General features: G+C 61.7%; 21 protein-coding genes, 1 tRNA gene, 1 pseudogene and 1 riboswitch. Of the genes and pseudogenes, 11 read left to right on the plus strand and 12 right to left on the minus strand.

What is annotated here, in order from left to right:
* A partial coding sequence (locus B3C64_RS00615; protein WP_291533019.1) for a zinc-dependent metalloprotease occupies positions 1–1,163 on the minus strand: 1,163 nt, incomplete at its 3' end.
* 73 nt (positions 1,164–1,236) lie between these two features.
* On the opposite strand from B3C64_RS00615, the gene B3C64_RS00620 reads away from it, so the two are divergent.
* Complete coding sequence (locus B3C64_RS00620) at positions 1,237–2,121, plus strand: YlbL family protein (RefSeq protein ID WP_298047330.1); 885 nt, start codon at positions 1,237–1,239, stop codon at positions 2,119–2,121.
* A gap of 82 nt (positions 2,122–2,203) precedes the next feature.
* Complete coding sequence (locus tag B3C64_RS00625; RefSeq protein ID WP_291533023.1) at positions 2,204–2,629, plus strand: DUF3052 domain-containing protein; 426 nt, start codon at positions 2,204–2,206, stop codon at positions 2,627–2,629.
* Between the two features lie 200 nt (positions 2,630–2,829).
* Here the strand turns inward: B3C64_RS00625 and B3C64_RS00630 are convergent.
* Positions 2,830–2,903, minus strand: a tRNA-Val gene (locus B3C64_RS00630).
* A 209-nt stretch (positions 2,904–3,112) separates the two neighbouring features.
* Here B3C64_RS00630 and B3C64_RS00635 point away from each other — a divergent pair.
* From B3C64_RS00635 to B3C64_RS00660, 6 genes are all read left to right on the plus strand, one after another.
* Positions 3,113–4,810 (plus strand): DivIVA domain-containing protein, encoded by a 1,698-nt coding sequence (locus B3C64_RS00635; RefSeq protein WP_291533025.1) that lies wholly within the window; start codon positions 3,113–3,115, stop codon positions 4,808–4,810.
* Positions 4,811–4,933: 123 nt separating this feature from the next.
* A complete protein-coding gene (dxr, locus tag B3C64_RS00640; RefSeq protein ID WP_291533027.1) occupies positions 4,934–6,112 on the plus strand; it encodes a 1-deoxy-D-xylulose-5-phosphate reductoisomerase in 1,179 nt (392 codons plus the stop codon).
* 74 nt (positions 6,113–6,186) lie between these two features.
* The gene (gene ispG, locus B3C64_RS00645) at positions 6,187–7,386 is read left to right on the plus strand and encodes a flavodoxin-dependent (E)-4-hydroxy-3-methylbut-2-enyl-diphosphate synthase (protein ID WP_291533028.1); all 1,200 of its coding nucleotides are present in this window, start codon (positions 6,187–6,189) and stop codon (positions 7,384–7,386) included.
* Positions 7,387–7,602: 216 nt separating this feature from the next.
* Entirely contained in the window at positions 7,603–9,228 is a 1,626-nt protein-coding gene (locus tag B3C64_RS00650; RefSeq protein ID WP_291533049.1) for an alpha/beta hydrolase, read from the plus strand.
* Positions 9,229–9,400: 172 nt separating this feature from the next.
* Positions 9,401–10,129: a DNA repair protein RecO gene (gene recO, locus B3C64_RS00655; RefSeq protein ID WP_291533029.1), complete on the plus strand. Its 729-nt coding sequence runs from the start codon at positions 9,401–9,403 to the stop codon at positions 10,127–10,129.
* Between the two features lie 4 nt (positions 10,130–10,133).
* Positions 10,134–10,925 (plus strand): isoprenyl transferase, encoded by a 792-nt coding sequence (locus B3C64_RS00660; protein ID WP_291533030.1) that lies wholly within the window; start codon positions 10,134–10,136, stop codon positions 10,923–10,925.
* Between the two features lie 202 nt (positions 10,926–11,127).
* Here the strand turns inward: B3C64_RS00660 and B3C64_RS00665 are convergent, their stop codons facing one another.
* Both B3C64_RS00665 and B3C64_RS00670 read right to left on the minus strand, forming a co-directional pair.
* The gene (locus tag B3C64_RS00665) at positions 11,128–12,579 is read right to left on the minus strand and encodes a nucleoside hydrolase (RefSeq protein WP_291533031.1); all 1,452 of its coding nucleotides are present in this window, start codon (positions 12,577–12,579) and stop codon (positions 11,128–11,130) included.
* Positions 12,580–12,732: 153 nt separating this feature from the next.
* Positions 12,733–13,812: an ABC transporter substrate-binding protein gene (locus B3C64_RS00670; protein ID WP_291533032.1), complete on the minus strand. Its 1,080-nt coding sequence runs from the start codon at positions 13,810–13,812 to the stop codon at positions 12,733–12,735.
* 482 nt (positions 13,813–14,294) lie between these two features.
* Between B3C64_RS00670 and B3C64_RS00675 the strand changes: the two genes are divergently transcribed.
* Positions 14,295–14,567, plus strand: coding sequence for an AbrB/MazE/SpoVT family DNA-binding domain-containing protein (locus tag B3C64_RS00675; RefSeq protein ID WP_291533033.1), 273 nt, complete (start codon positions 14,295–14,297; stop codon positions 14,565–14,567).
* A complete protein-coding gene (locus B3C64_RS00680; protein WP_291533034.1) occupies positions 14,567–14,920 on the plus strand; it encodes a type II toxin-antitoxin system PemK/MazF family toxin in 354 nt (117 codons plus the stop codon). Before B3C64_RS00675 ends, B3C64_RS00680 begins: the two co-directional genes overlap by 1 nt.
* 89 nt (positions 14,921–15,009) lie before the next feature.
* On the opposite strand, the gene B3C64_RS00685 is transcribed toward B3C64_RS00680, so the two are convergent.
* The 8 genes from B3C64_RS00685 to B3C64_RS00720 all read right to left on the minus strand — a co-directional run bounded on the left by B3C64_RS00685 (position 15,010) and on the right by B3C64_RS00720 (position 26,027).
* Complete coding sequence (locus B3C64_RS00685) at positions 15,010–15,813, minus strand: ABC transporter permease (protein ID WP_291533035.1); 804 nt, start codon at positions 15,811–15,813, stop codon at positions 15,010–15,012.
* Between the two features lie 244 nt (positions 15,814–16,057).
* Positions 16,058–17,614: a glycoside hydrolase family 32 protein gene (locus B3C64_RS00690; protein ID WP_291533036.1), complete on the minus strand. Its 1,557-nt coding sequence runs from the start codon at positions 17,612–17,614 to the stop codon at positions 16,058–16,060.
* Between the two features lie 144 nt (positions 17,615–17,758).
* Entirely contained in the window at positions 17,759–19,078 is a 1,320-nt protein-coding gene (locus tag B3C64_RS00695; RefSeq protein ID WP_291533037.1) for an MFS transporter, read from the minus strand.
* Between the two features lie 497 nt (positions 19,079–19,575).
* A complete protein-coding gene (locus tag B3C64_RS00700) occupies positions 19,576–20,619 on the minus strand; it encodes a LacI family DNA-binding transcriptional regulator (RefSeq protein WP_291533038.1) in 1,044 nt (347 codons plus the stop codon).
* A 116-nt stretch (positions 20,620–20,735) separates the two neighbouring features.
* Positions 20,736–21,101 carry a thiamine-binding protein gene (locus B3C64_RS00705; protein ID WP_291533039.1) on the minus strand — a complete coding sequence of 122 codons (366 nt, stop codon included), beginning with the start codon at positions 21,099–21,101 and terminating at the stop codon, positions 20,736–20,738.
* Positions 21,102–21,236: 135 nt separating this feature from the next.
* Entirely contained in the window at positions 21,237–22,079 is an 843-nt protein-coding gene (gene thiD / locus B3C64_RS00710) for a bifunctional hydroxymethylpyrimidine kinase/phosphomethylpyrimidine kinase (protein ID WP_291533040.1), read from the minus strand.
* A gap of 208 nt (positions 22,080–22,287) precedes the next feature.
* Positions 22,288–24,909: a phosphomethylpyrimidine synthase ThiC gene (thiC, locus tag B3C64_RS00715; protein ID WP_291533041.1), complete on the minus strand. Its 2,622-nt coding sequence runs from the start codon at positions 24,907–24,909 to the stop codon at positions 22,288–22,290.
* 227 nt (positions 24,910–25,136) lie between these two features.
* Positions 25,137–26,027 (minus strand): hydroxyethylthiazole kinase, encoded by an 891-nt coding sequence (locus B3C64_RS00720; protein WP_291533042.1) that lies wholly within the window; start codon positions 26,025–26,027, stop codon positions 25,137–25,139.
* A riboswitch (TPP riboswitch) is annotated at positions 26,018–26,128 on the minus strand. It overlaps the preceding gene by 10 nt.
* A gap of 290 nt (positions 26,129–26,418) precedes the next feature.
* Here B3C64_RS00720 and B3C64_RS00725 point away from each other — a divergent pair.
* Positions 26,419–26,927, plus strand: a pseudogene (locus tag B3C64_RS00725) (glycine--tRNA ligase); the annotation flags it as partial.

Here is a 26,927-nt window from a genome sequence, read left to right on the forward strand (position 1 = left end):
GGGCCGCCGATGGCGCGTTCGCGACGAAGCATCTCACGAAGCTGTTCAATATGCGGAATATGCGCCATGCCGGCACGCCACACGACCGCATCGACCCAGCCCTCGACCAAGGCCAGCAGCGTCTCCAGCGAAGCCATCGCTTGTTTCTGTTCCGGAGTGTCCGGGAACGCCACCTTGGTGATGTTCACCGCATCCGCCATCGAATCGGGATCAACGGTCTGCGCGTCGCGGATCTGCTCCTCCATAGCGTCCATATCGATGGCGATGCCACGCGCGTACTTGCCGAGCAGCGCCTCGAAACGCGGCATCAGCCACGGCACGGACGCATACAGACGCGTGTGCGCGAGCTCCTGCAAGGCCAGATAACCCATCACCTCGTTTGCATCGAGTTCCAACGACTCCGCATATTCGACGATGTTCTGCACGATCAGGCCGCCCGCGGGATTCTTCAGCAACGCGATGCCTTGGTCGAAACTGCCGCGCACCTCATGGGAAAGATCGCCAGCGGCGCGGCCAAGCTGCATCGCGAACGACGTGTTGCCGACGAAACGCATCAGCTGCGCCGGATCCTTCATGCTGTCGGGAATCGGAATCTGCACCGGACCCGCGAAAATGCCGGATACCTCCGGTTGGATGCCGTCATCGTCACCGAAGCGCGACGACAGGATCGAAGCGAGCGCGTCGTTCATCGACTGCGCGACGGGGGAGGCGAACTGCGCCCAGGAATCAAGCGTGCCGTTCACCCAGTCGGTCCGCGTGAGCACCTTCGTCTCGCCTTCGGCCGGATTGAATTCGCAGGCCGTGTCGAGCCACAGGTTCGCCTCGCTGATCGCGCGGCGCGCCATCTCGCCGTACTCCGCGCTTACGCTGCTTTCTGAGCCCTTGCCATTGGCCTGCTGCAATGCCAGCGATTTCGCCAGCTTGACGTTGATGGGGCCTTCCTGCGCGATGCGTTCCATATCGCCCATGGTGTTCAGGCCGCCGGCGGTGAACGCCTGCATCATGGACTGCACCTCGGACGGCTTGGGAAGCTCGCTCGGATCGCGGCTCATCAACTGCTCGCGCAGCTCCTCGGGCAGGTTGGACAGCTGATTCCATGCCATCTCGCCCTGAATCGGTCCAAAACAGTCAATGAGCCATTGGCGGATCGCGTTCTCGTCCATACCGTTCCTGCCTTCTTGCATTAAGGGTTTTTCCAAGTTTAACTGGTTCCATACTATGGGAGGTATGCCCAATATGCATGAAACACGTTCAGTCCGCGCCAAAAACACACGTATCCGTCCCCTTGACCGTCTCCGGTCGATCGGCGCCTGTGTCGGACGCTGGCTCGATGCCAGAACATGGCGCTACCTCGCCGGCTTGGTGACCATCGTGCTGTGCGCGCTGGTGCTGATCCTTCCCAGCGCCTACGTGGTGCAGACCCCCGGGCCCACCCAGGACGTGCTGGGCGAGGTTTCGGGCAAACCGGTCATCTCCGTTTCCGGAGTGGACACCCACAAGGATTCCGGCAAGCTGCTGCTGGTCACCGTCAACGCGTCCGGCGTGCCCGGATACCCGGTCACCAACGCGGAGGCCCTGATCGGCTGGTTCAGTTCCAGGGTCACGGTGATGCCGCAGGAGGCCGTGGTGCCGGTTGGCCAGAGCGCCAAGGAATACAAGCGTGAAAGCAACGCGCAGATGAGCACGTCGCAGGATTCCGCCACCGCGGCCGCCCGAAAGTTCCTCGCGAAACACGGATATGACGTATCCGGCATGAAGGTGAGCATGCATGTCGACGACATCGGAGGTCCGTCGGCAGGCATGATGTACACGCTGGGTGTGATCGACAAGGTCACCGGGGAGAAGCTCGCCGGCGGTAGAACCATCGCGGGCACGGGCACGATGAACGCGAAGGGCAAGGTCGGCGCGATCGGAGGCATCCGCCTGAAGATGATCGGCGCGAAACGCGACGGCGCCACATGGTTCCTCGCGCCGGAATCGAACTGCTCCAGCGTGGTGGGGCACATCCCGCAGGGCCTCAACGTGGTAAAGGTCGCCACATTGGATGACGCCTACAAGGCCCTTGTCGCCATCCGCGACGGAAAGGGGGCATCCCTGCCGCAGTGCGCCGCCGAAAAATGACGGCGTTGCGGACGATGCCGCAATCTCGAAGAATGACCAATTCCAAGATTCGTAACGTGCATGTTCGAGCAGTGTTGGTATATTGGCGAGCGTGAATCATACGGCATCTGATAACGCTGAAGAATTCGGTTTCCACGCCGGCGACCTGGTACAGGAATGGTTGTGGGACGATGATGTGGACGACTCGATCCGCGCCAAGATCGAGAAGCTGACCGGTGAGGAGCTGGTCGACGAGGATTACGATTCCGCCGTCGACGGTGTGATCATCTGGTGGCGTGACGGCGATGACGAGGACGAACTGTCCGACACGATCGTCGACGCGTACGCCGTCCTCGGCGACGACGGCCCGCTGTGGGTGCTCACGCCGAAGCCGGGACGTCCGGGCGCGGCAAGCTCCAGCATCGTGCAGTCCGCGGCCAAGACCGCCGGAATGAACGCCGCCACCCCGCTGACCGTCAGCGCCGACTGGAACGGCATCCGTCTGCGCGCCTTCGGCAAGGGAAGATGATTTCCGCGGGCTTATGCCCGTGCTGATTGAAATGTTGCGAGGAGCGGCCTTCGGGCCGCTCTTTTTGCTTGTTGCATCATTGCCGTGCCTTGTCGGTTCCAGATGACTTCATGATGGAACATGGGCAAAGCGTGTGCGCAAATCGTGAATCTGGCTTTGAACAATGTGCGAATCGTTGGAAATGCAAAGGCTTTGACAGGTGGGCGATGAGGGATTCGAACCCCCGACATCCACCGTGTAAAGGTGGCGCTCTAACCAACTGAGCTAATCGCCCGCGAAAATCCACTGTACCGCATGCCGCGCATGCGATAGGCCACCGTGTGTCGGCGTGGCGCGAGACAGCTCGAAACGGCGTGGATGCGTGTCGATTCGACGGCGTGACGAACCGTGCGGCCGCCTTTGCGGATGGGCGGTGAACGGCGTGCGTCGAATCACTCACGTAAAGTGGTGATGTTGAAAACTGTTGTAGGAGGTCGATAGCCAATGGGGCAGGAACCTGAGTCCGATAAGAACGCATCGGGAATCGCGCACGCTCCGAAGCGCAAGTGGGGATATGATTCCGTCCAGGTGGATGCTTTCCTCGAGCGCGCGCACAAGCTGTATGAGGGTGAGGGCATCCAGCTCACCCAGAACGATATTCAGAAGGTCTCGTTCGATCTCGTCAAGGGCGGCTATGTGATCGCCCAGGTCGATGCCGCCTTGGCCCGTCTGGAACGCGCCGTGGTGGACAAGCAGACCACATGGGAGATCTCCCAGCATGGCCGTGTGGCGTGGAAGGGGCAGACCGAGGCCCTGTTCCGTGAACTGAACGACCATGCGCAGCGCGAGGAAGGCGAGCGGTTCAAGCCGGGCGAGCCCAAGAAGCCCAGCTATGACCGCAAGCAGGTGGACCGCATCATCGACCAGTGTCTGATGAAGGCTGCCGATTCCCTCGACATCACCAAGATGGGCGATGATGACGCGAAGAAGCTCGCCGACTTGAACTCCCGTACCGTCGCCAACGTGATCTTCACGCAACGCAAGGGCAAGCGCGGGTACGACGAGCGCCAGGTCGACTACTATCTGGCCTCTTGCGTGCAGCTGCTGACGCGCCTTGAATCCTACGACCGCGTCGCCGATTTCGTCGGCGATCCGGCTTCCGCCGCCACGGCAGGGGACGACGCTTCGGAAACCGAGTTGCTCACTCCGGTGTACGCGGCTCCGGTATCGGTGGATTCCCAGGTGATCGCGGAATCCCAATCCGCTATTCACAGCAATGAATCCTTCGACTTCCTCAACAAGGAAGAGCACGCCATTTTCAAGGCTCCCGCGGCTTCCCCGGTCACAACGCCGGTGGCTCCACAGGGAACGCAGTCCGCACCGCTGCCCGCTGTCGGCATGGCGGGCGGAAACGCGGCATCACAGCCGGCAGCCGCGCAACCCGCCGTCGCCCAGCCGGCAAAGACATCGATTTTCGCGCCGGGCGGCATCTCCGCGCCGACCGCGTCCGCCGCGGCCGTAGAATCCACAGTGGGCACCGAGACCGAACCGTTCAATCCGGTGGCCGACGCTCCTGCAGGCTTCGCGCCTGCCACTGGCGCCGCCGCGGTTCCGCCGGTGGCGGCGCCCTCTGCAGCACCGGTTCAGCCCACGTCCGTGCCGACGGCCTCCCCGTCTGCGGCATCATCTCTTGCAGCGCTGGCGCAGCAGACCATTTCGAGCGTCTCAGGCACTTCGGGCACGTCAGGCGTTTCAGGCAACACCGTGAGCGGCGTCGCTCCGCAGGTGCCTGATTTGTCGGCGCCGAGCGTGCCGCAGCTGAACACCGGTTCCCTGAATCTGGGCACGGCGGTGCCTTCCCCGCAGAGTGCTTCGGCGGCCGTGCCGGCATCGACGCCTTCCGCAGCCACGAGCACGCCGGTCGCTCCATATACGATTCCGGCATCGACCGTCACCCCGGCTCCCAGCTTCGCTCCCACGGCATCCACGACTCCGGCACCTGCCGTGACGACGCCGGCAGCTTCTTCGTTGCCGAGCTTCGCGCCCGCCGTGCCCACCACGGCGATACCATCCACGACTCCGGCACCCGGAGCGGATGGCGACAAGGACGCCAAGAAGCCGGCCGCCAAGCCGCTGTTCCCTTCGACCAGCGGCGATCCGAACCTCGATATCCCGGATCTGTCGTTCCCGTCCTTCGACTGATGCATCTGAAACAGGCTGGCGTGATCGTCAGCCTGTTTCGTTCGCGTGTGTTGCGCGCGGAATCATTCGCAAAACGAAATACAACAACCAAACAACCAAACATACGGAGAAAACGCATAACCCATGCAGACCTCAACCGTAGTCATTCTGGGATCCACCGGATCCATCGGAACCCAAGGGCTTGACGTCATCTCCCGCCATCTCGACCGCTTCGAAGTGACGGGGCTGGCGGCAGGCGGAGCGCATGTCGAACTGCTCGCTCAACAGGCCGCCCGGTTCCATGTCGCCAAAGTCGCGATTTCCAACAAGAACGCCGTCGCGGCGCTTCGTGAGGCGCTACGACGGAACGACGTGGCGGACGTCGAAGTGACGGCCGGTCCGGACGCCGTGATCGCCATGGCGGGTTCCGGCGCCGACGTGGTGCTGAACGGCATCACCGGTTCGATCGGACTCGAACCGTCCATCGCCGCGCTGCAGGCGGGCTCCCAATTGGCCTTGGCCAACAAGGAATCCGTGGTGGCCGGCGGACACCTGCTGTTCGACTCGCAGGTGCGCGGACACCAGATCAACCCCGTCGATTCCGAACATTCCGCCATCTGGCAGTCGCTGCGCGCGGGAACCCACGGCGAGGTGTCCAAACTCGTCGTCACCGCGTCGGGCGGACCGTTCCGCGGCTGGAAGCGCGAACAGATGACCGACATCACACCGGAACAGGCGCTGAACCACCCCACATGGAACATGGGCCCGGTCGTGACCATAAACTCGTCCACGCTGATGAACAAGGGACTTGAGGTCATCGAGGCGAGCCGACTGTTCGACATTCCGCCGAGCCGCATCGATGTGACCGTCCATCCGCAGTCCATCGTGCACTCCATGGTCGAATTCCGCGACGGCGCCACCATCGCGCAGGCGTCCCCGCCGGACATGCGTCTGCCGATCGCCTTGGGACTGTCCGCCCCCGAACGTCTGGGCGACGTGGCCGCGGCCTGCGACTGGACGAAGGCCGCCACATGGACGTTCGAGCCGCTGGACGACGAGGCGTTCCCCGCGGTGGGCCTCGCGCGGCACTGCCTGGAATCCTCCGAAAAGCACACGGCGGTATTGAACGCGGCCAACGAGCAGGCCGTGCATGCCTTCCTCGAACACCGGCTGCCGTATCTCGGCATCGTCGACACCGTCAGGGAAGTGCTGGACGAAATGGACGCCGAACTGCGTGGCAATCCGCTGTTCGCTTCCGTGGAGGAAATGAATCAACTCGAGCATGAGGCTCGCGACCGCGCCGACAATCTGATAAACCGGTAACCGGTCGTTGTACGAGACAATCATCGCAAGGGCTCCCCATGGGGGAGCCCTTCTATTGCAAGGATTTCCAACTTATGCCAGAACTTGACAAGCCGTTCCGCAAAACCGGTGAGGCGGCCATCAGCGAAAGCCCGCTCCATCCCCGCCGCAAATCGCGCCGCATCATGGTCGGTCCGGTGCCGGTCGGCGGCGGAGCGCCGATCTCCGTGCAGTCCATGACCAACACGCGCACCGCCGACGTGCCGGCCACCCTGCAGCAGATCGCGGAACTCACCGCGGCGGGCTGCGACATCGTCCGCGTGGCGGTGCCCAAGCAGGAGGATGCCGACGCGTTGCCGGAAATCGTGAGGAAATCGCCGATTCCGGTCATCGCGGACATTCACTTCCAAAGCAAATACGTTTTCCAGGCGATCGACGCGGGCTGCGCCGCGGTGCGCGTCAATCCGGGCAACATCCGCAAATTCGATGAAGTGGGCCCCTCGATCTGCAAGGCGGCCACCGATGCGGGGATCTCCCTGCGCATCGGCGTGAACGCGGGCTCGCTCGACAAGGAGCTGTACGCCAAGTACGGCGGTCCGACCCCCGAGGCGCTCGTGGCCTCCGCGCTGAAGGAGGCGCGCATGTTCGAGGACGTCGGATTCCACGATTTCAAGATCTCCGTCAAGCATCACGACGTGGTCACCATGGTCGAAACGTACCGGCTGCTCGCCTCCAAGGGCGATTGGCCGCTGCACCTCGGCGTCACCGAAGCCGGACCGTCCTGGCAGGGAACCATCAAAAGCTGCCTGGCGTTCGGCGCGCTGCTCGCCGAAGGCATCGGCGACACGATCCGCGTCTCGCTGTCCGCCCCGCCGGTCGAGGAAGTGAAGGTCGGCTGCAAGCTGCTGGAATACATGGGATTGCGCCCCCGCAAATTCGACATCATCTCCTGCCCGAGCTGCGGGCGCTCCCAGGTGGACGTGATCCAGCTGGCCAACGCGGTCACCGAAGGGCTCAAGGACATCACCGCTCCGATCCGCGTGGCCGTGATGGGCTGCATCGTCAACGGTCCCGGCGAGGCGCGCGAAGCCGACCTTGGCGTGGCCTCCGGCAACGGCAAGGGACAGATCTTCATCAAAGGCAAGGTCATCGAAACCGTGCCGGAAGACCAGATCGTCGAAACCCTGCTCGCCAAGGCGCAGGAAATCGCCGCCCAGATGGAGCGGAACGGCGAGGCGACGGCCACCGCGACCGGTCCCGTGGTCGTGCCGGTGACGCAAAACGGCAACTGCTGAGCAAGCATTCGGAACGGTATCGGACCGTGGGCCATTTGCCGTTGACCATCTTGAGACGAACCGCTCCACGATGAAGCCATTCCGCGGCGGTTCGGGGCCGCTGCGGCCATTTCAGCCGGAACCGGTAGAATGATCGACGTGTCAGAACAGGAACGCCAGCCATCGAATGCCATCCGGACGAATCATACGCGCCAATGGACGCGGGGCAGGCGGCTCATGGTCAGCCTGCCCATTTTCGTCATACTGCTCGGCACGCTGGTGTTCGCCTCGAATCTGACGGCGATTTCATGGAACTACGAGCCGACCGGCCAGACCATCGAGACGCTGTCTTCCGACACGGCGGTCACCTTCGACGAGTCATCCGGCAAAACCGTCGCCCGGCAAGGCGAATACGAAGTGACGAAACGATACGTCACCATCAAGGCGAAACGCCCTTCCACCGGCGAAATGCAACGCATCAGGGTGCTTATCCGCGAGCCGAAAGGCGCCGGAAGCGGATTGCCGGGCGTGGTGTTCATGCATGGCGCGGGATATGGCACCTGCGACAACTCCTTCGGAGACATGGCCTATGACCTGTCCTCGGCAGGCTTCGTGACCGCAGTGCTCGACAAACCCGTCTGGTCGACCAACGACGCCACGCGCGACTACCCGGGGTCGGCGGCCATCTACGATCAGGTGATCGATCTGCTGCGCGGCCTCGACACCGTGAACGACGGCAAGGTCGGCATCTACGCGACTTCCGAAAGCACATGGATCTCGTCGTACCTGCTGCAGCGGGACCACCACGTGGCCTTCCAGATACTGCTGAGCCCGATGGTCTATTCTCCGAGACATTCCCTGGGATTCCTCGCGGCGCAGGATTTCGCGCTCGCCGGAGCGCATGACGGCTACCAATCCATCGTCAGGCGCGTCTTCAACATCGACGCCGGATTGTTCGGCCTGAACAACCTCGACATCAAGACGCTCACGCCGCAGGCGTATTCCATACCGACGCTGGTGGCATATGGCACGAAGGACGTCATGACCGCGCAGGTCGAAGGCACCAAGAAAATCGTGGAGATGGCGCACAAGGCCGGCAACTGGGACGTGACCGTACGCACCTACCCGATAGCCAACCATGTGCTCAGACTCGGCGACGAGGCCAACACCGGCACCCCGTTCGCCGACGAATACGTGAACGATGTGATCAGCTGGGCGAGCGGCACCACACAGGGAATGAAACAGACCAGCGAACGCGTCGCCGGCACACGGCTCTACCAGTCGATCGCCGTTCCCATGGAGCTGAAAGCCAATCGGGGGCTGACCGTCTACATGGTGGCGCTGCACATCAGCATGCTGCTGTTGCTGTTGGTCACCGCCGTGCTGTGGCTGTTCGTGTTGGTCCGCAAGATCTGGGCGCGGCTCCACGCGAAGCGGTATTCGTTGGGATTCGCCCATGGTTTCAACAACGCGCTGGTCACCCTTGCCATCGCCACCATGGCAACGTTCGTGTTGTTCGTGGCGGGCTTGGGCGAAGTGATCATGGGCGTGGTCAAACTGGCATGGGGCGGCGCCCCCGCCGAGGACCCGGGCATGATGTACTGGAGCTGGCCGGTCATCCAGGTCGTGTGCATCGCCGTGGTATGGGCATGGTCCCGCGTGTTCATGCGGCTGATCGAGGAGGCCACGTATCGAGGAATCGCCCAGTGGCCGCCGCGCAGGGGCGCGATACGCGAGATCGTCACCGGACGCCAACCCGTGCTCGCCTCGACACGGTTCGGACGCGTGCTGTTCTGGATCACGGCGGTCGCCATGCTGTACATGCTGTTGGTATTCGCCTTCTGGGGACTGTTCATCTACTGAATGGCGTCTGCCGAATGATGGGAATCCATTGTGAAACTTATCGTGGAACATGTGCGGCGCGATGAAAGAGTGCGCCATGTTCCCGGAATGGAACATGGCGCCGCGAACCATGGAACAACCGTGGGAACGCATATGATGCTGATGCGGTCAGAAGAAAGCGAGGGAGCCTGACATGCCGCTGTATCAAGACGAAGGCGTGGTGCTGCGCACCGCCAAACTCGGTGAGGCGGACCGCATCATCACCGTGTTCACGCGCGACCACGGCAAGATCCGCGCCGTGGCCAAAGGCGTGCGCCGCACCAAATCACGATTCGGCGGTCGGCTGGAACCATTCATGCGCGTGGCGCTGCTTATCGCGGAAGGCCGTTCGCTCGACGTCATCTCCCAGGCCGAATCGATATCCGCATACGCCGGGCCGATTTGCGCCGATTTCGCCGCATACGCCGCGGCGAACGTGATCTGCGAAACCGCCGACAAACTGGTATCCGCCGAGCGCGAGCGTTCCGTGCCGCAATACCGTCTGATATTGGGAGCGTTGAACGCGCTCGCCAAACACGCGCACGAGCCCGCGGCGATTGGGGATTCCTATGTGATGCGCGCGCTGTCGATCGCCGGATGGACGCCGCGTCTGCGCGCCTGCGTGGTGTGCGGCGAACCAATCTCCATCGACAAGGCATGGTATTTTTCGATTTCCTCCGGCGGTGTGATGTGTGTCAAAGACCATATTCCCGAATCGTTCGCCGTGCCGTGGAAGGCGATCTGCCAGCTCGACGCGCTCGTCGACGGCGATTGGCCGGAGCTCGATGGCGGGGAATTGATGGGGGAGACCCGTCGCATGGTGGAAAAATGGGGCGAATACTACATGGAACGTCCGATTCGTTCCATGCGCTTGCTAGATTAGCGGTATGGCTTTTGAGAACGTGGACTACAAGTCCCTTGATATTCCGGCGGCACCGTTTTCCGATCCGTCGATTATTCCCGATTTTCCGAAAAACAAGGTTCCGCGCCACGTCGGCGTGATCATGGACGGCAACGGCCGTTGGGCCCAGCAACGTGGCCTGATCCGCACCGACGGCCATCAGGCCGCGGAACCCGTGGTGTTCGACACCATCGCCGGCGCCATCGAAGCGGGCGTGCGGTATCTGTCGCTGTACACGTTCTCCACGGAGAATTGGAAGCGTTCGCCCCAGGAGGTGCGCTTCCTGATGGGATTCTCTCGTGACATCATCCATCGACGCGTGGCGCAGATGGATGAATGGGGTGTACGCGTGCGCTGGTCGGGACGCCGCCCGAAATTGTGGAAGTCCGTCATCGACGAGCTGCAGGTCGCCGAGGAACGCACGAAGAACAACACAACCATCGACGTGGTGTTCTGCCTGAACTATGGCGGACGCGCCGAGATCGCGGACGCCTGCGCGGCCATCGCGCGTGAGGTGCGCGACGGCAAGATCTCCGGCGACCGCGTCACGGAGAAGATGGTTGCCGACCACCTGTACAATCCGGACATTCCCGATTGCGATCTGGTGATCCGCACATCCGGCGAACAGCGCACGTCGAACTTCCTGCCTTGGGAGGCGGCCTATGCGGAACTGGATTTCGTGCCGGAACTGTTCCCCGATTGCGGCCGCGAGGTGTTGTGGCGCTCCATCGACCACTACATCCACCGCGACCGTCGTTTTGGCGGCGTGAAGAAGTAGCGGCTGATTTTCGATGCGGACGATGCGTGTCGGCGGCGACACCGTTGCCATTCCGGTGTCTTCGCACTTGGAATGGGCATCGATTCGATGGTTTGCCGCTGATGTGCGTCGATTCGGACGAAATCAGGCCGGATTCCGTCCGAATCGACACGCATCAGCCGGATTCAAGCCGTTTTTTCTCTTGATGTCTGGCGGATTCGCATCAATTGCCGGCGATACGGGTTGAGAATTCATCCAAAAAACGTTCGGCATCGACGTTCAACGCGACATGCACTCGGGGCGCCCCCGGATTGATAAGGCCCTCCGGATCGCCTATGGTGCGTCCGCGGGTGCCGTGGAAATCGCCGGTTTGCGTTTCGACCTTCATCGGCAGGTCAATGCAGGAAACCAAGGTCGGATCGACGGCGACGGCCGCAGCCAAGGGATCATGCAGGGGCATGCCCGCGGAGAAGAGACGCGCATCGGCCTTGAGATTGGCGGCGATGGAGAAATCGGCGATATCGGCGAGGAAACGCAGCGTCTGCGGACTGAACATGCGTTGCGGAGACGGTGTGGACGCTGCGGACGGCGTCGGTGCCGGTGATGTCACGGATGCCTTGGATTGCGCGGATACTTTGGATGACGTGGACTGTGCGAATGTTTCGGATTGCGCGGATGACGGGGATGATGCAGCGGGTGCGCGACGATGGGCTTCGGACGATTGTCCGCGAAGGCTCGCGGCATCCCTCCAGCGTCTCGTAGCGGTGCCGCCCAGCAGGCATTGGTGCGTCACGTCCAGACCGACCATGGTGATGTCCGCTCCGGAGTGGAACACGCGGTCGGCCGCCTCGGGATCCTGGATCATATTCGTCTCGGCCGTCAGATCCCAGCAGTTGCCTTCCTGGGTGAGGGAACCGCCCATCATCACCAGGCGCAGATTCCGCGTGATGTCCGGGGCTTCGGCGATCGCCATGTCGATGTCGGTCAGCGGGCCGGTCGCCACCACGGTGACGTCCCTGCCGAACCTGCGGATCTGGTCGATGAGGAATCGGACGCCTTCCGGTATGTCGCCATCATCGTCGATGTCGGCATTGCCGGCTGTGCCATTGGTGTCGACGTCGCCATCAGCGGCAAAGGCAAAGGAAAAGGAAAAATCGTCAATCGAAGGATTGGCGTGGATGTCATGAAGCGGATATCCGCCGATGGAAAACAGTTCCCCGCCGTTTTCCATCGGCGATAGGCGGATCGTCCGTATGGGACGGTCGCCGATGATACGTCCGCGATCCGTGGACTGCGCGCAATCCGCACGGTCCACGGAGGAAGAGGAATCCGTGGATAAGAAATCCGCGGTGGAGCCGAGGGGCACAGGACCGAATCCGCCCAGTCCATCGATGCCATGGAACTGCGCGCAACCCGCGTCCGGCACGAAACAGCGCGCCCAGGAAGGATGCGCCGAACCCCGCATGACGGGAATGTGCCGAAGCCCCAACCGCTCCAGCACATATTCGGTATTGCGTACCGCCGTATCGACCGCCACGTTGCCGTAGGTGCCGATGACGCCGAGCAGATTGATATCGGTGAAGGACGCCAGATACGCCAATGCCAACGCGTCGTCGATGCCGGTGTCGACATCGAGAATCATCCTGCGGCCGGTACGGTCATCTGCGAAATCCATCGGACTCCTTTGCGATTCATACGCGGCATGCGGCTATGGTGTTGCCGGCATGCGCGCTTATGGATGCCCGCAGCGTGGGGATTCGGCCCGGATTCATAACGCCGAGCCAAACCCCCGTGTGAGAGATGCGAAGAGCATCCTAGGCTCGGGCACCTACTTGAGGAACTCGTCGGTGGAGATGTCCTTCGCCTGCGGCGCGGTGTGGATCACCTTGTCGTGCGAATCGGTGTACGCGTCCTCCTGGGCGAGGAAGTCGAAGTACTTCTGCGCGCCGTCGACATCGTTGGTGCCGAAGACGAACGAGCCGTCCTTGATCTTGGCCGGATCGCCCCAGTACTGGCCATCCACGATGGTCTTCATGCTCTTCTTCACGAACGCCGGCTTGAGGTTCGCGTCGGGAGCCTCCTTCACCAGGATGTTCGCGGCGTTGTCAGGGTGGGAGTACGCGTACTCGTAGCCCTTCTTGGTGGCCTGCACGAACTTCTTCACCAAGCCCGGGTTGGAGGAGATGGTCTTGTCGTTGGTGATCACGCCGATGGTGTCTGCGTTGCCCGGAACGCCGTAATCCGGTTCGGTGAAGCAGTTCAGCTTCGGACCGTACATCTCGGCCTGCACGCCCTCCCAGGTCGCGTAGAATCCGCCGAAGTCGGCCTTGCCGCTGGACAGCGTCTGGAACGTGGAGGTGCCGACGGTCACCTTGTCGAACGTGCCCTTGCCGCCGTCGGTCTGGATCATGCGGCGGATCACCGCATCGGACTCGTTGGAGCCGAAGGTGGCGAACGTCTTGCCGTCGAAGTCCTTCGGGGACTTGATCTCCTTGTTCGAGGCCAACGAGCACCAGATGGCGCTCGGCTTCTGCTGCACCTGCATGACCTGCTTGATCTTGGCGCCCTTGAGCGTGTAGATACCAACATTGGTGAGGTTGGACAGCGCGAAGTCGGCCTGGCCGTTGTTCACCGCCTGCTCGGCGCCGGCCTGGGCCACGGCCACGATGTCGACGTCAAGGCCGACCTGCTTGAAATAGCCCTTGTTCTTCGCCACGTACACGCCGATATGGTTGGTGTCGGGAGCCCAGGACAGCATGAACGTCACCTTCTTGAGCTTGCCGCTGTCGCTGGTGTCGTTGGTCTGGCCGCATGCGGCGACGCCGAACATCATGGCGATCGCACCGAGAAGCGCCACGGCCTTGATGGCCGTCTTATGCGCGAATGCATTGAAGATATGGTTCTTCATATATGATGATTTCCCTTGAATCTGACTTCTCTACCGTTTTCTAGGGATATGCACGGGTGGTATTCGGGCAGAAAACGGTACGAAGGGACCCGGTTTCCCGTTGCGCCAATGCCCCCGGCATCCCTTATGGCGTCTGGAACCAGACGACGGGGAATCCGCCGGTTTGCCACGCATTGGCTGAACAGCGCCATCCATTATACGGGGTGGTATGACGTGCGGGGCGAACTCAGAGTCAATGTGCCTCATCTAACGGCATGGATAAGGGCATGCGATATTCCGTGTGCAGTCGATGTGCATTGCGGGATGATATTGGTTTATCCACTTATCCACAAATTTTCTGCATCGACTTGCGAGAGCCATCCTGTATTGCGCAAACTTGAGGAATCGCTTGCAACAATGCGATCCAGTATAATTCGACGAATACAAAGAGGTATATACTTATGGATATACATATACTTAACCGTACATCGCAGGAGGTCATCATGCCGACCGTTACCGTGCAAAAATGGGGTAACAGCGAGGGAGTGCGCATTCCGAAAGAGCTGCGCGACCGCGCTGGAATCATCTGTGGTTCCAAACTCGATGTTAAGTTTCGGGACGGTTCGATTGTTCTGACGCCATCGAGTGTCAGAACAACGCAAATTGGCCAATACCGCATACCGAATCTGGAAGATATGTTCCGCGACTATCACGGTGACTATCGCGGTGAGGAATTCGATTCCGGTCCCGCGGTCGGAGAGGAGACTGATCTCTGATGCGCTTTTCCCGTGGTGATATCGTTCGTCTCGACCTCGACCCTTCGCGCGGGCACGAGCAGACCAAGCGTAGGTACGCGGTGGTGGTAAGCAACGATTGGTACAATGCCCACTGCAATCTGACAATGATTTGTCCGATCACCAGTACGGATAACGGGTATCCGTTGCATGTTGACCTAGGCGAGCAGCAGGTATTCGCGCAGGATGCCGATGTGGACGTAATCCACGGATTCATCCAAGTGGAACAGCTCAAAGCCCTGGATTTGAATGCCAGACGGGCATTATACGTGGGCAGGCTTGATGCCGACACTGCCAAGCATGTTACGGAACTCGCCTTGGCCTGTCTGATGTGATTATCAATCGGTCGCCATCGGATGTTGTGCGCAACTGTGATGCTGGCGATGTGCGAACCAGTGACTGTTGGTAGGTTCTTGTCCGTCCGTCACTGATCCGCGTCGGGATCCTCATCGTCGCCGGCCGGACCGAGCAGCACGCGCTCGCTGAGATTCACCAGACACATGAGCACGCAGGTGATGACGATGATCACCAACGTGGCGGAGAAGATCAGCGGCGTGCGGAACGAGTTGTAAGCGGCCTGCAGCCAGATGCCCAGTCCCTTGCGGGCGCCCAGGTACTCCGCGGTGGCGGCGGTGGCGAAAATGTACGCCGCCGAGACGCGGATGCCGCCGTAGATCTGCCGTGCGGCCACGCGCAGCTTCACATGCCACAATGTCCACACACGGGTCGCGCCGCACGTCAACGCCACATCCGAATAAAACTGCGGAACTGCTTCCAATCCGCGAATCGTCTGCACGGCGATCGGAAACAGGCCGAACACCGTCACGATCACGATTTTGCCGGAAATCTCGAAACCGAACCAGATGAGAAACAGCGGCGCGATCGAAATCAACGGCATCGTCTGGGCGGCGGACAGCAGCGGGAACAGCGCGGCGTTCGCGACGCGGGAGCAGTACAGCAGGATGCCGAGCAGAATGCCGCACGCCACGGCGAACAGGAAGCCTACCGTGCCCTCGAGCAACGTGACCTTCGTCGCCGGCCACAATGTCGGCCAGGTCTCCGCCGTAGCCTGCGCGATCTCGCTTGGCGACGCGATCATCGTGCTGGGAACATGCCCGACGCGGACCCATACCTCCCAAACGACGAGCAGCAGCACGATCGCGACGATCGTGGGAATACGTCGTTTCGCCACGTCGAGGAATTTGCGGTGCACGCGCGAAGCCAACATCTTCACCTTGCTTTCCGCGTCAAAGTGGACGCGCACATGACCGACGGCGAGGAATCAGTAAGGTGAGGAGCCTGCCCGTCCGCCGGCCAGAAAAGTTCATTACCGGCAGACCAGTATAGGACGGGGACGGAATGTTCGCATGAGGCAATGCGAAGGGCCTCCGCACCATGTTGTGCGGAGGCCCCTCGCGGATACCCCTTGCGGATGTCTTGAGCTGTTTCCGGAACGATGCGGTCGTCGGCGGCTACTCCAGTCCAATGGATTTCAGATGGTGCAGCTTCAAAGACTTGACTTCAAGGGTACCGGACTCCGTGACAAGTTCGATCGCCCGGGAACCTACGGAAGCGTAGCTATACGAGCTCATGACCTGATGCCCGCCGTTCGCATACGTCTCGACGCAGCCTCGGTCCACGAACACACGCAGCGTGAGCTCGTCCGCAGCCAGCTCCGCTTCGGAAAGCGGCGCCGCGCGGTAGCCGCGGTCGCCGCGTGCGTTGGCCTGACGGTCAAGCACGATGCATCCGATCTGCGCGTCGAACGCAATGTAGGTGTACGCGCCGTCCGGGGTGGCGTGCACCTTCAATCCGGCGCGTTCGGCGGTGGACGCCGCCAAGTCGATGGTCAGCTCGATTTCCACGGCCTCGGCGTCATCGGCGATGATTCTTCCATCGTTGGCATCGAGCGAAATCGCGCCGAAATCGACGGTGTCCTCACGCAGACCCTCCATTTCGGCCACCGGAGGCGTGTGCAGATCACCGTCCGCGCCCAGGATGATTTCGCGCGGCAAGGTGAGATTGCCGCACCACCCATCGTCCTCCATGCAGATCGGCGTGGCGAACGGGCTCATCCAACCATAGACGATCTGGCGCTTGCCGTCGTTGAAGGATTGCGGCGCGTAGTAGTTGTGCCCGCAATCCCATGGCCGAAACTCGGTTTCCGGATGGAACGCCTTTCCGGGCGCCCATGTGCCGATCATGTATCCGGCGTTGTTGGCGTTGCGGTTCATGAAGCCCCTTGGCTTGGCGCCCATGGCGGAGAAGCCGATGACCCACTTCTCGTTGCCCTGTGCGTCGCGGATGGGGAAGAAATCCGGGCATTCGAGCATGAATACATTCGGGTCCGGATGCTCGAACAACACCCGTTCATAAGTCCAGCGCACCATGTCTTTGGACGAGAACAGCCACATCTGGCCGCGCTTCTGCGCGGAGGAGACGCCGAAGGTCATGTACCATGTGTCACCGGTCTTCCAGACCTTCGGGTCTCGGTAGTGGTGGTCAACCTTGTCGGTCGGGCAGTCGATGACCATGCCGCGCTTGGTGGCGCTGGTCAGCTCGTCGTCGTCCGGTTCGGCGAGCATCTGCACCTGCCAGTCGCCGCCGGTGTTGTCCTTGCCGTTGGCCCAGCGATGGCCGGTGTAGTAGAACCTGAGCCTGCCATCATCGCCGATCACCGCGGAGCCGGAGAACACACCGTCCTTCTCCTGTTCCAGGGACGGGGCGAACATGATCGGCTCGCGTTTCCAATGCACCATGTCTTTGGATGAGACGTGGCCCCAATGCATCGGCCCCCATTGGGTGCCGTACGGATGCAGCTGGTAGAACACGTGCCAGCGACCCTTGTAATGGCACAGACCATTCGGGTCGTTGATCCATCCGCCGTTGGAGGCGATGTGGAATTTCGGATACCAGCGGTTGTTGCGTCCGGCGGCGAGACTGGCCACCGAGGCTTCGGCCTTGGCGAGTTCTTCGGCATGGTTCTTGATCGGCGTAAGTACCGGTTCGTTCGGAGTGAAGTCAGTCATGGTTGATCGTCTTTCTATGCGTCGCCATTCGATGGTTTGGCGAAAATCGGCGGGTCTATGCGGTGGTGGTCTGGATGAGGTAGTTGGTGGTCCGGCAAGGAGCCGGACCACCAACTACCTGACCGGCGGGGTTGGTCGTTCGGGTCAGGCCTTGGCGGCTTCCATGGCCTTGAGCTGCCTGTCGGTGTAGAACGGATCGCCACCGACGTCCTGGTCGTCCTTCTTGATGACGAAGAAGCCATAGATCAGAGCGGCCAGAACGATGCCGGAGATGGTGAAGAAGGTCGGGCGGTCGCCCAAGGCGTCATGCATGGTGCCCATCGGTGTGGAGAAGATCACCTGACCGACCTGGGAGGCGATCTGGAAGCCCACCATGTACAGGGTCGCGGACAGCTTGGTGTCGAAGTGCAGGGTGAAGTAGCGGAACGCCGGCAGGCAGAACAGCGGCACCTCGATGGAATGGAACAGCTTGACGATCGACACGCTGACCGGATCGTGGAACACGCCGCACAGGCCGATGCGCAGGAACATCACGGTGGCGCCAAGCAGCAGGGAGTTGCGCACGCCGATCTTCTTCATGATGATTGGCACGACGCCCATCATCGCGGATTCGAGGAACACCTGGAAGGAATTCAGCGTGCCGTAGGTGGCGTTGCCGATTTCGGTGGTGGAGAAGAGGGAGGCGTAGTAGTTCGGGAACATCTGCTGGTCGAACACGGTGTAGAAGGTGTTGGTGAACAGCATGAAGACGATGAGCACCCACAGGGTCGGCATCTTCAGGACGGCGAGCATCTCCTTGAAGGACGGGTTGGTCGCGGTGGCGTTCGGATCGGCTTCCTTCTTGAGTTCCGCCTTCTGCTCCGCGGGAACCCAGAACGCGTAGACGCACAGCATGCCGAGGCCGCAAATGGAGCCGACCCAGAAGTTCAGCAGCGGGTTGATGTTGAACAGGAAGCCCGCGCACAGCGCCACGATGGCGTAGCCGAAGGAGCCCCAGGCGCGGGACTGGCCGTATTCGAAGCCGAATTTACGGGAATACCGTTCGGTGAGCGCCTCGAACAGCGAGCATCCCGCCATGAAACCGGCGGATAGCACGATGGATCCGATGAGCACGCCGACGAAGCGGATGCTGCCGCCGGCGGTGAGCATCGGCGCGTATACGAACTGGACGAACGGGCCGACGAGCGCCGCGAGCGTGGAGACGACGATGACGAGCTTGCGCTTGATGCCGAGCTGGTCTTGGATGGCGCCATAGGCGAACATGATGACCAGGGTGGCCAACGAGTTGATGGAGTAGATCTGCCCCTGTTCGGCCGAGCTCATGCCCAGGCCGTGCGTGGGATCGGTGAGCCATCGCGAGAAGAATGACCACCAGATGCCCCAGGAGCAGAAAAACATGAAGATGCCGAGTGAGCTTTGCAGATAGGAAGGGTTCTTCCATGTGGATCGGGTATCGCGTGCCATGATGTTCCGTCCTCCGTGTCGTTGCCGCTTCGGTGCGGCGTGATCGTTGCTGAGTGGTGTTGTGTGGTTCGTTTCGGCTGCCGTGCCGGAACAAAGGTGATTTCATGATACGTCTTTTGGGAGGAAGCGTCAAACGATTTACGTAAAACGATTGACGTTAGATTTTGCAAGGTTATACGGAAGGGCTGAAAATAGCGGTGTCCGGCATGTCGGCAATTGGGGAAAGGGGGAAATGCGTCGGCGTGTCGCGATGTGGTTGGAGTCATGTGATTGGACTTGCGCGACGGTTGCGGCGCAGGACGATTCGGCATGGAGCGGACGCAATGCGGATACGATGCAGGCACGGTGTGAGACGGTGCGGCAATGGGCGAGATATGCGATGCGAGATGCCCCGCCCACTCCGGCGGCAACGTATGGAACGCTGTGATTCGACGTCGCGACGCAACGAATATGATGGCACGGCATCAGAACGGATGCTCGGAAGGCATTGCCGAAGCTCAATCCGCCACGGAGCCCTTTTCCAACAGCGTGCAGTGGATCTTCGCGGGAACGGGCGCATCCAGAGACGGCAATGGGGCGGTGGTCTTCGGCCAGCAGCCGACGTCAACGGGTTTGCCTTCGATCATGGAGATCAGTTTGCAGGCGGACCAGTATCCCATCTCGTAGTGCGGCAGTTCCACGGTGGTGAGCTGCGGTTCGAGCGTTTCCGCGAACACGCGGTGATTGTCGACGCCGACCACGGAAATGTCCTTGCCCACGGTGAGTCCGCGACGCGCGGCGCATTCGTACACATACCAGGCGCGTGCGTCGTTGAAACAGAAGAATCCATCGGGATGTTCCCGCTCGAACAGGTCATCCACGGCACGCAATGCGGGGCCATTGTTCATCACATCGCAGACCAGCGAATCATCGAAATCACGTCCGGCGTCGTGCAAGGCCGCGCGGTATCCGGCGAGACGCCCATGCTGGGCAACTATGTTTTCCGAACATCCGATGTACGCGATGCGCTCGCAGTGCGCCCTGAGCAGGCGGTTCGTCGCGTCGTATGCGATGGCGAACTCGTCGGGCTCCACGCTGGGGATCTTTCCCGCCGCGTCGGTGGCGTCCACCATCACCACGGGATAGTCGTTCAGCGACGCCGGCACGGAAGCGATGCGGTTCGACATCTTCGAATACAGGAATCCATCCACGCCGTAACGTTTCAGGGTCGAAATCTCCTGCTCCTCGCTCGCCGCGCCATCGGTACTGACGGTGAATAGAATATAGCCGTAGACGCTGGCCGCATCCTGCGCGCCCAGAATGATGCCGCCCGCGAATGGGGTGGTCGCGACCTCTTCGCTGATGAATCCAAGGATGCGGGTCCTGTTGGTGCGTAGACTACGCGCCAACGGATTGATTCGGTATCCGAGTTCATCGGCCTTCTTGCGCACAAGTTCGGCCAACGCCGCATTCACCCGGCCCTCGTCCCGTCCATTGAGCACCAAAGACACCGTGGAAATGGACACTCCGGTCTCTCTGGCGATTTCCTTCATCGTGGTCATAACTGCAACCCTATACCTGTGCTGGACGAAACCTGTGAGAAACGGGAGGGCGCGTCATTCGCGCATGAACGATGCGAATGACGCGCCCTCCCGGATGCCGTGATACGTGGCATCCGCTATTCGGACAGAATTTCGTCGACGAGTTCCTGCTTGGCGTGGATCTGGCCGTTGAATCCCGGACGAATATCCAGACGGATCACCACATCCGTGCGGTATCCCTGGCCGGCGAGCTTCATGGTCGCGTCCCGAATCACCTTGAGCACGTCGTCGATGTCGCCTTCGATGTTGGTGAACATCGCATTGGTCTCATTGGGAAGACCCGATTGACGGATCACGTCGACCGCCTGTGCGACGTAGGTGGATTTCTCCGGACTCGCGCCGGCGGGGGAGATCGCGACCGCCGCGAGCGTGTTGATGTACGGCTTGCCGGTTTTCGGATCGATGGGCACTTCCTGTTTTTCCGCGTTGCGATCGAGCGTCATTCACGTTTCCTTTCTGTTCTGTTGCCGTGCCGGTGGATGGACGGCGGCACGGCATGATTCGGTTGTCGTGCCGTGCATGGTCTGCCGGGTCACGGGGGCGGCAGACCATACGACGGACATGCGGCCTTTGGTCGCCTAGCGCCACTTCCAGGCGTGGTCCATCGGGCCGGAACCATGACCGAGATCGAGCTGGGCCTTCAAAGCGCCCGTCAGATAATGCTTTGCGCTATCGACCGCGGTCGGCAGATCCTCGCCCAACGCCAGATGCGACGCGATCGCGGAAGACAACGTGCATCCGGTGCCATGCGTGTTCGGATTGTCGATGCGGCGGGAACGGAACCATGTGGCCTCGCCGCTTGGCTCGACGAGCACGTCGCTTGCGTCCTGCGTGCCATGGCCGCCCTTGACGAGTACGGCGCAACCGAAATGGTCTGCCAGGAGGTGCCCCGCCTTGACCATGTCGGACGGCGTGGAGATGCTCTCGCCGTCCTCATAGGCCAATGGAGCGGCACCCTGCCTGACGGCCAGATCGCACAGCACCTGCGTCTCGGGCATATTCGGCGTGATCACCGTGGCCAGCGGGAACAACTTCGAAGTGAGTGCGGCGATCGCGTCGTCCTCGATGAGCTTCGCGCCGGAGGTGGCGACCATCACCGGATCAAGCACCACATTGGCCGCGTGGTGGAACGTGAGACGATCGGCGATCACGTTGATGAGTTCGGCGCTGGAGACCATGCCGATCTTCACCGCGACCGGCGGAATGTCCGAGAACACGGCGTCGATCTGCGCGGCGAGCATATCCGGGGGAGTGTTGGTGACCATCGTCACGCCCGTGGTGTTTTGCGCGGTCAGCGCGGCGATGGCGGTCATGCCGAATACGCCGTTGGCCAGCATGGTCTTCAGGTCGGCCTGGATGCCGGCGCCGCCGGAGGAATCCGATCCTGCGATACTCAGCACTGGCGCCAATGTGGTGGTCATAGCCAACTCCTTCCTCCGCTTCGTTCGCGGATGATCTCATAAATCCATGAAATGCGTATGCGAACCGGCGGATCCATCACGGTCTCCCGCCATGACTCCACCGGTTCGCATACGCATATCCATCGGTCCCTCACTATGCCATGCCGTCGTATGACGCGCCGAGGCGGCGGTCACCGATGGCATGCCGTGGAAGACGTTCCCATGCGTATCACTGGTAGAGCTTGGAACCGCCGTCGCGGAACTTCTGGCTCATCTGCTGCATGCCGGCCGCGATGGACTGCGCGTCGGCCACAAGCTTCTCCTGCGCGGCCTCGTCGCCGAACTTCTTGCGGATGTTCTGCGAAATCGCCATGGAGCAGAACTTCGGGCCGCACATCGAGCAGAAGTGCGCCATCTTCGCAGGCTCCGCCGGCAGCGTCTCATCGTGGAACGCGATCGCGGTATCCGGGTCGTAGCTCAGGTTGAACTGGTCGAGCCAACGGAACTCGAAACGCGCCTTGCTCATCGCGTTGTCGCGGTCCATCGCATGCGGATGGTGCTTGGCGATGTCCGCCGCATGGCAGGCGATCTTGTAGGCGATCACGCCCTGCTTGACATCGTCCTTGTTCGGCAGGCCGAGGTGCTCCTTCGGCGTCACATAGCACAGCATGGCGGTGCCGTAGCGGGCGATCTCCACGCCGCCGATGGCGGACGTGATGTGGTCGTAGCCCGGAGCGGTGTCGGTGGTGAGCGGTCCAAGCGTGTAGAACGGCGCGTCCTTGCAGATCGCCTTCTCCATCTCGATGTTCATGCGCACGGTGTCGAACGGAATATGGCCCGGTCCTTCGATCATCACCTGCACATCGTGGTCCCATGCGCGCTGGGTCAATTCGCCCAGCGTCATGAGCTCGGCGAACTGCGCCGCGTCGTTCGCGTCGGCGAGCGAGCCCGGACGCAAACCGTCGCCGAGCGAGAACGCGACGTCGTACTTCGCGAAGATGTCGCACAGCTCGTCGAAATGCGTGTACAGGAAGCTTTCCTGATGGTGCTGCAGGCACCATTCGGCCATGATCGAACCACCGCGGGAGACAATGCCCGTCATGCGGTTGGCGGTCAGCGGCACGAACCGCAGCAGCACGCCGGCATGGATGGTCATGTAGTCGACGCCCTGCTCGCACTGTTCGATCACGGTGTCGCGGAACAGCTCCCAGGAGAGCTTGGACGCATCGTCCTCGACCTTCTCCAGCGCCTGGTACATCGGCACGGTGCCGATCGGGACGGGGGAGTTGCGCAGAATCCATTCGCGGGTGGTGTGGATGTCGTTGCCGGTGGACAGGTCCATCACGGTGTCGGCGCCCCACTTGGTGGCCCACGTCAGCTTCTCCACTTCCTCGTCGATGGATGAGGTGACGGCGGAGTTGCCCATGTTGGCGTTGAGCTTGGTGAGGAACTTCGAACCGATGATCATCGGCTCGGCCTCCGGATGGTTGATGTTGCACGGCATGACCGCGCGGCCGGCGGCCAGCTCGGAACGCACCAGCTCCACGTCGCAGTGCTCGCGCTCGGCGACGTAACGCATTTCCGGCGTGATGATGTTATGGCGCGCGTACCACATCTGGGTGATCGGGTGGTCCTTGGCCTTCAGCGGCTTGTGCTTGCGGCCGCGCCACTCCTTGGACGCCTTGCCGCGCTTGATGGCGCGCTTGCCATCGTCCTCGAGGTTGCGACGCCGGCCCTCGTACTCCTCCACGTCGCCGCGGTCGCGGATCCAGTCGAGACGCAACGGGGCCAAGCCCTCCTTCGGGTCGCACTTCGGGCCTTCGGTGTTGTAGTCCTTGAACGGCGCGTTCGGGCCTTCGCCCGGCGTGTCGGAAAGCTTGATCTCGGTGTACGGCACCTCAAGATCGTAGGTGCCGAACTGGTTCTCGAAGTGAATCGGCGTGGTCTTGCGGACGTGCGCCTTGTCGCGCTGCTTGGAATCGCGCGCCGCGATGTCCACGCGCTGCTGCTTGGCCAGCTTGGAGGCCGCTTTCGCCTCCTTGGCGTTGGTGAACTTCTTCTCGTTCTTCTCGGCCGGCTTGTCGGCGGTCTCGCTGGTCTTCACACGCGGTGCGTAGCCGTGCCTCCTATCGCCGCGCACGGCCTTCCAGCGCGTCACCATATCGCGGGTAGCGGCTTCCGGATCGTCGGCTCCGGCGATCGCGGAGACCACGAACCAACCTGCGGCCTTCGACTGTGCCAGCATCTCCATGTCGTCGGCGGTCACGCCGCCGCCCACCACCACGGGGAATTCGCTGGCGGTGCAGATCGTGTTGATCTGCTCCTCGTCGAGGGTGTGTCCGGAACCGTCGTTGCCGCCGACGGAAGCCTCCGGCTTGGTGGCGGAGACATGCAGCGGGCCGGCGCCGATGTAGTCGATGCAGCCGTTCGGCAGCTCGTTGATGAGCTTCACGAGGCTTTCGGTTTCGGCGGAAAGGCCCACGATGGCCTCGTCGCCGAGCAGCGCACGCGCCTCACGCGGCTCCATGTCGGTCTGCCCGATGTGCACGCCATCGACCTTGATGCCTTTGTTGCGCGCCTGCCACACCACATCCACGCGGTCGTCGATGACGAACGCCACGGAATCGGATTTGCCGTTGTCTTCGATGATCTGCGCGATGTCCTGCGCCATCATCGTGATGTCCTTGGCGTCCGCGTCCTTGGCGCGCAGCTGGATGAACGTCGCCCCGCCGCGCAACGCGTCATCGACCACATCCGTGATCGGACGGCCCTTGCAGTCCTGCGGGCCTACTACGAAGTAGGCGCTCATGTCGAAACAGTCTCGCATGGAGGCGTATGGATAGTTGCTCATTGTGGTTTCCCCTTTGTGGTAAGTGATCCAAAAAAGAAGTGTTGATATGTGCTGCTGATGCCTGCGGCGCCCGCTCTGCTGGCCGGTTCCGTCATTCCTGTATCAGGCGAGGCCGGAATCCCGACGATTCCCATGGACCTATATATAGGGTCTTGGTTTTGCGCGTATACGTCGAGACGTTCCGGCGGACCGCCGGGCGGTGGATGACACCGAATCATCGGTGGAACTCATCCGAGGAGGATGTCCGAATCGGCCACCTGCCGGGCAGTCGTGTTCCACAGGGCATCCAACAATGCCGTCTGGAACGACCCCGGCCCCTTGGACGACTTCTCGGCCGTCTCCGAAGCGCGGTTGTACAGCAGGGCTGCGGAGACGGCGGCGACGAACGGTTCGGCGACGGCCAGATACGTTGCGGTGACGCCGCCGAGCGAGCAGCCCGCGCCGGTGATCTTCGTCATCATCGCGCTGCCACCGGGCAGCCGAAGCACGTGTTCGCCATCGGTCACCAGGTCGACCGCGCCGGAAACCGCGACTGCGCCGGTGCCGGTCGGGGAGTGTTTCGCGAGATGCCGTGCCAGGCGCTTCGCCGCGTCGGCCGCGGCATCGACGTCATCGACGGATTCGACGCCTGCGGGGCGGGTCCCGGAAACTGAGGAAGCGCCACGATCCAGTCCCCACATCGCGTCGAGCGCGATGATCTCGCTGGCGTTGCCGCGTACGATGGTCGGCGGATATGTGCGGAACGACTCGAGGATCGCGGTGCGTGTTTTGCCGATGCCGGCGGCGACCGGGTCGAGTACCCATGTCTTGCCGCCCTTGTGCAGCTTGCAGGCGATTTGCGGCAAGGCGTCCTTGAAGAACGGCAGCAACGTGCCGACATTGATGTAATTGGATCCCGCGATCTGCGCGGTGTCCACCACATCGTCCGGCAGATAGCTCATGGCCGCAGTTCCGCCGGCCGCGAGCTGTGCGTTGGCCACCAGATTGATGGTCACGAAATTGGTGAATGACTGCGCCAGCGGCGTCTGCGCCCGCACGGTGTCGACCGCCTGCGCGATCTGGCCGCGCAAACGTGTGATGAACTCGCGTTGTTCATCGGTGTATGAGTCGGTGCTCATCATCTGCTCCCTACGTTGGTGCTAACCAACAGGTTCAAAGGGTCAGGCTCCGTGCCTATCTCAGCTTCTCGGTCTCCCGGGAAGCACCCCCGCATGTTCAATACGGTCTTCAACCTATCCGAGGGCGTTGACAGCGGTGTTTCCGACGGCCGCGCTCTTCCGTAGGCGGTTTTGGGCTTCCGTAGGTGGTCGCCGGCCGATAGGCGATGGAAAACCATTGGAATGGGCGTCTGTCCGAACCCGGATCCGTGGCCGACCGCCTACGGAACGTGAAAACCGCCTACGGAACCCGGCGGTAGCGCCGAGTCGGGGAGCGGCCATGGAAGTCAGCGCGTGACGGTAGGCTTTCCGCTTGTAAAGACCCCAAACCGTTCATACCAGAAGGTGCATTGTGGCTGTATCCAAACTCGATGAAGTCGTATCCCTCGCCAAGCGTCGTGGTTTTGTTTTCCCCGCCGGCGAAATCTATGGCGGAACCCGTTCCGCATGGGATTACGGTCCGCTCGGCGTCGCGCTGAAGGACAATATCAAGCGCGAATGGTGGCGTTCCATGGTCGTCACCCGCGGTGACGTCGTTGGCGTTGACACCTCCATCATCCTGCCGACCCCGGTGTGGGTCGCCTCCGGCCACGTGGCCGTCTTCAACGATCCGCTGGTGGAATGCCTCAACTGCCACAAGCGTCAGCGTTCCGACAAACTCCAGGAGTCCTACGCCGAGAAGCACGGCGACAAGCTGCCGGAGAACGGCATGGCCGACATCGTGTGCCCGGATTGCGGCACCCGCGGCAAGTGGACCGAACCGCGCGACTTCAACATGATGCTGCGCACCCATCTCGGCCCGGTCGAGGACGAGAACTCGCTGCACTACCTGCGTCCGGAGACCGCGCAGGGCATTTTCGT

This window comes from Bifidobacterium sp. UBA6881 (assembly GCA_002451435.1).
Classification (GTDB): domain Bacteria; phylum Actinomycetota; class Actinomycetes; order Actinomycetales; family Bifidobacteriaceae; genus Bifidobacterium.

Bases quoted from the DNA above. Each gene is read 5' to 3' on its own strand.
- B3C64_RS00675 (WP_291533033.1), top strand. From the start codon at position 14,295: ATGCCGACCGTTACCGTGCAAAAATGGGGTAACAGCGAGGGAGTGCGC.
- recO (WP_291533029.1), top strand. From the start codon at position 9,401: ATGCCGCTGTATCAAGACGAAGGCGTGGTGCTGCGCACCGCCAAACTC.
- B3C64_RS00700 (WP_291533038.1), bottom strand. From the start codon at position 20,619: ATGACCACGATGAAGGAAATCGCCAGAGAGACCGGAGTGTCCATTTCC.
- B3C64_RS00680 (WP_291533034.1), top strand. From the start codon at position 14,567: ATGCGCTTTTCCCGTGGTGATATCGTTCGTCTCGACCTCGACCCTTCG.
- B3C64_RS00620 (WP_298047330.1), top strand. From the start codon at position 1,237: ATGCATGAAACACGTTCAGTCCGCGCCAAAAACACACGTATCCGTCCC.
- thiD (WP_291533040.1), bottom strand. From the start codon at position 22,079: ATGACCACCACATTGGCGCCAGTGCTGAGTATCGCAGGATCGGATTCC.
- B3C64_RS00660 (WP_291533030.1), top strand. From the start codon at position 10,134: ATGGCTTTTGAGAACGTGGACTACAAGTCCCTTGATATTCCGGCGGCA.
- ispG (WP_291533028.1), top strand. From the start codon at position 6,187: ATGCCAGAACTTGACAAGCCGTTCCGCAAAACCGGTGAGGCGGCCATC.
- B3C64_RS00635 (WP_291533025.1), top strand. From the start codon at position 3,113: ATGGGGCAGGAACCTGAGTCCGATAAGAACGCATCGGGAATCGCGCAC.
- B3C64_RS00670 (WP_291533032.1), bottom strand. From the start codon at position 13,812: ATGAAGAACCATATCTTCAATGCATTCGCGCATAAGACGGCCATCAAG.
- B3C64_RS00690 (WP_291533036.1), bottom strand. From the start codon at position 17,614: ATGACTGACTTCACTCCGAACGAACCGGTACTTACGCCGATCAAGAAC.
- B3C64_RS00695 (WP_291533037.1), bottom strand. From the start codon at position 19,078: ATGGCACGCGATACCCGATCCACATGGAAGAACCCTTCCTATCTGCAA.
- B3C64_RS00650 (WP_291533049.1), top strand. From the start codon at position 7,603: ATGGTCAGCCTGCCCATTTTCGTCATACTGCTCGGCACGCTGGTGTTC.
- B3C64_RS00665 (WP_291533031.1), bottom strand. From the start codon at position 12,579: ATGGATTTCGCAGATGACCGTACCGGCCGCAGGATGATTCTCGATGTC.
- thiC (WP_291533041.1), bottom strand. From the start codon at position 24,909: ATGAGCAACTATCCATACGCCTCCATGCGAGACTGTTTCGACATGAGC.
- dxr (WP_291533027.1), top strand. From the start codon at position 4,934: ATGCAGACCTCAACCGTAGTCATTCTGGGATCCACCGGATCCATCGGA.
- B3C64_RS00705 (WP_291533039.1), bottom strand. From the start codon at position 21,101: ATGACGCTCGATCGCAACGCGGAAAAACAGGAAGTGCCCATCGATCCG.
- B3C64_RS00685 (WP_291533035.1), bottom strand. From the start codon at position 15,813: ATGTTGGCTTCGCGCGTGCACCGCAAATTCCTCGACGTGGCGAAACGA.
- B3C64_RS00720 (WP_291533042.1), bottom strand. From the start codon at position 26,027: ATGAGCACCGACTCATACACCGATGAACAACGCGAGTTCATCACACGT.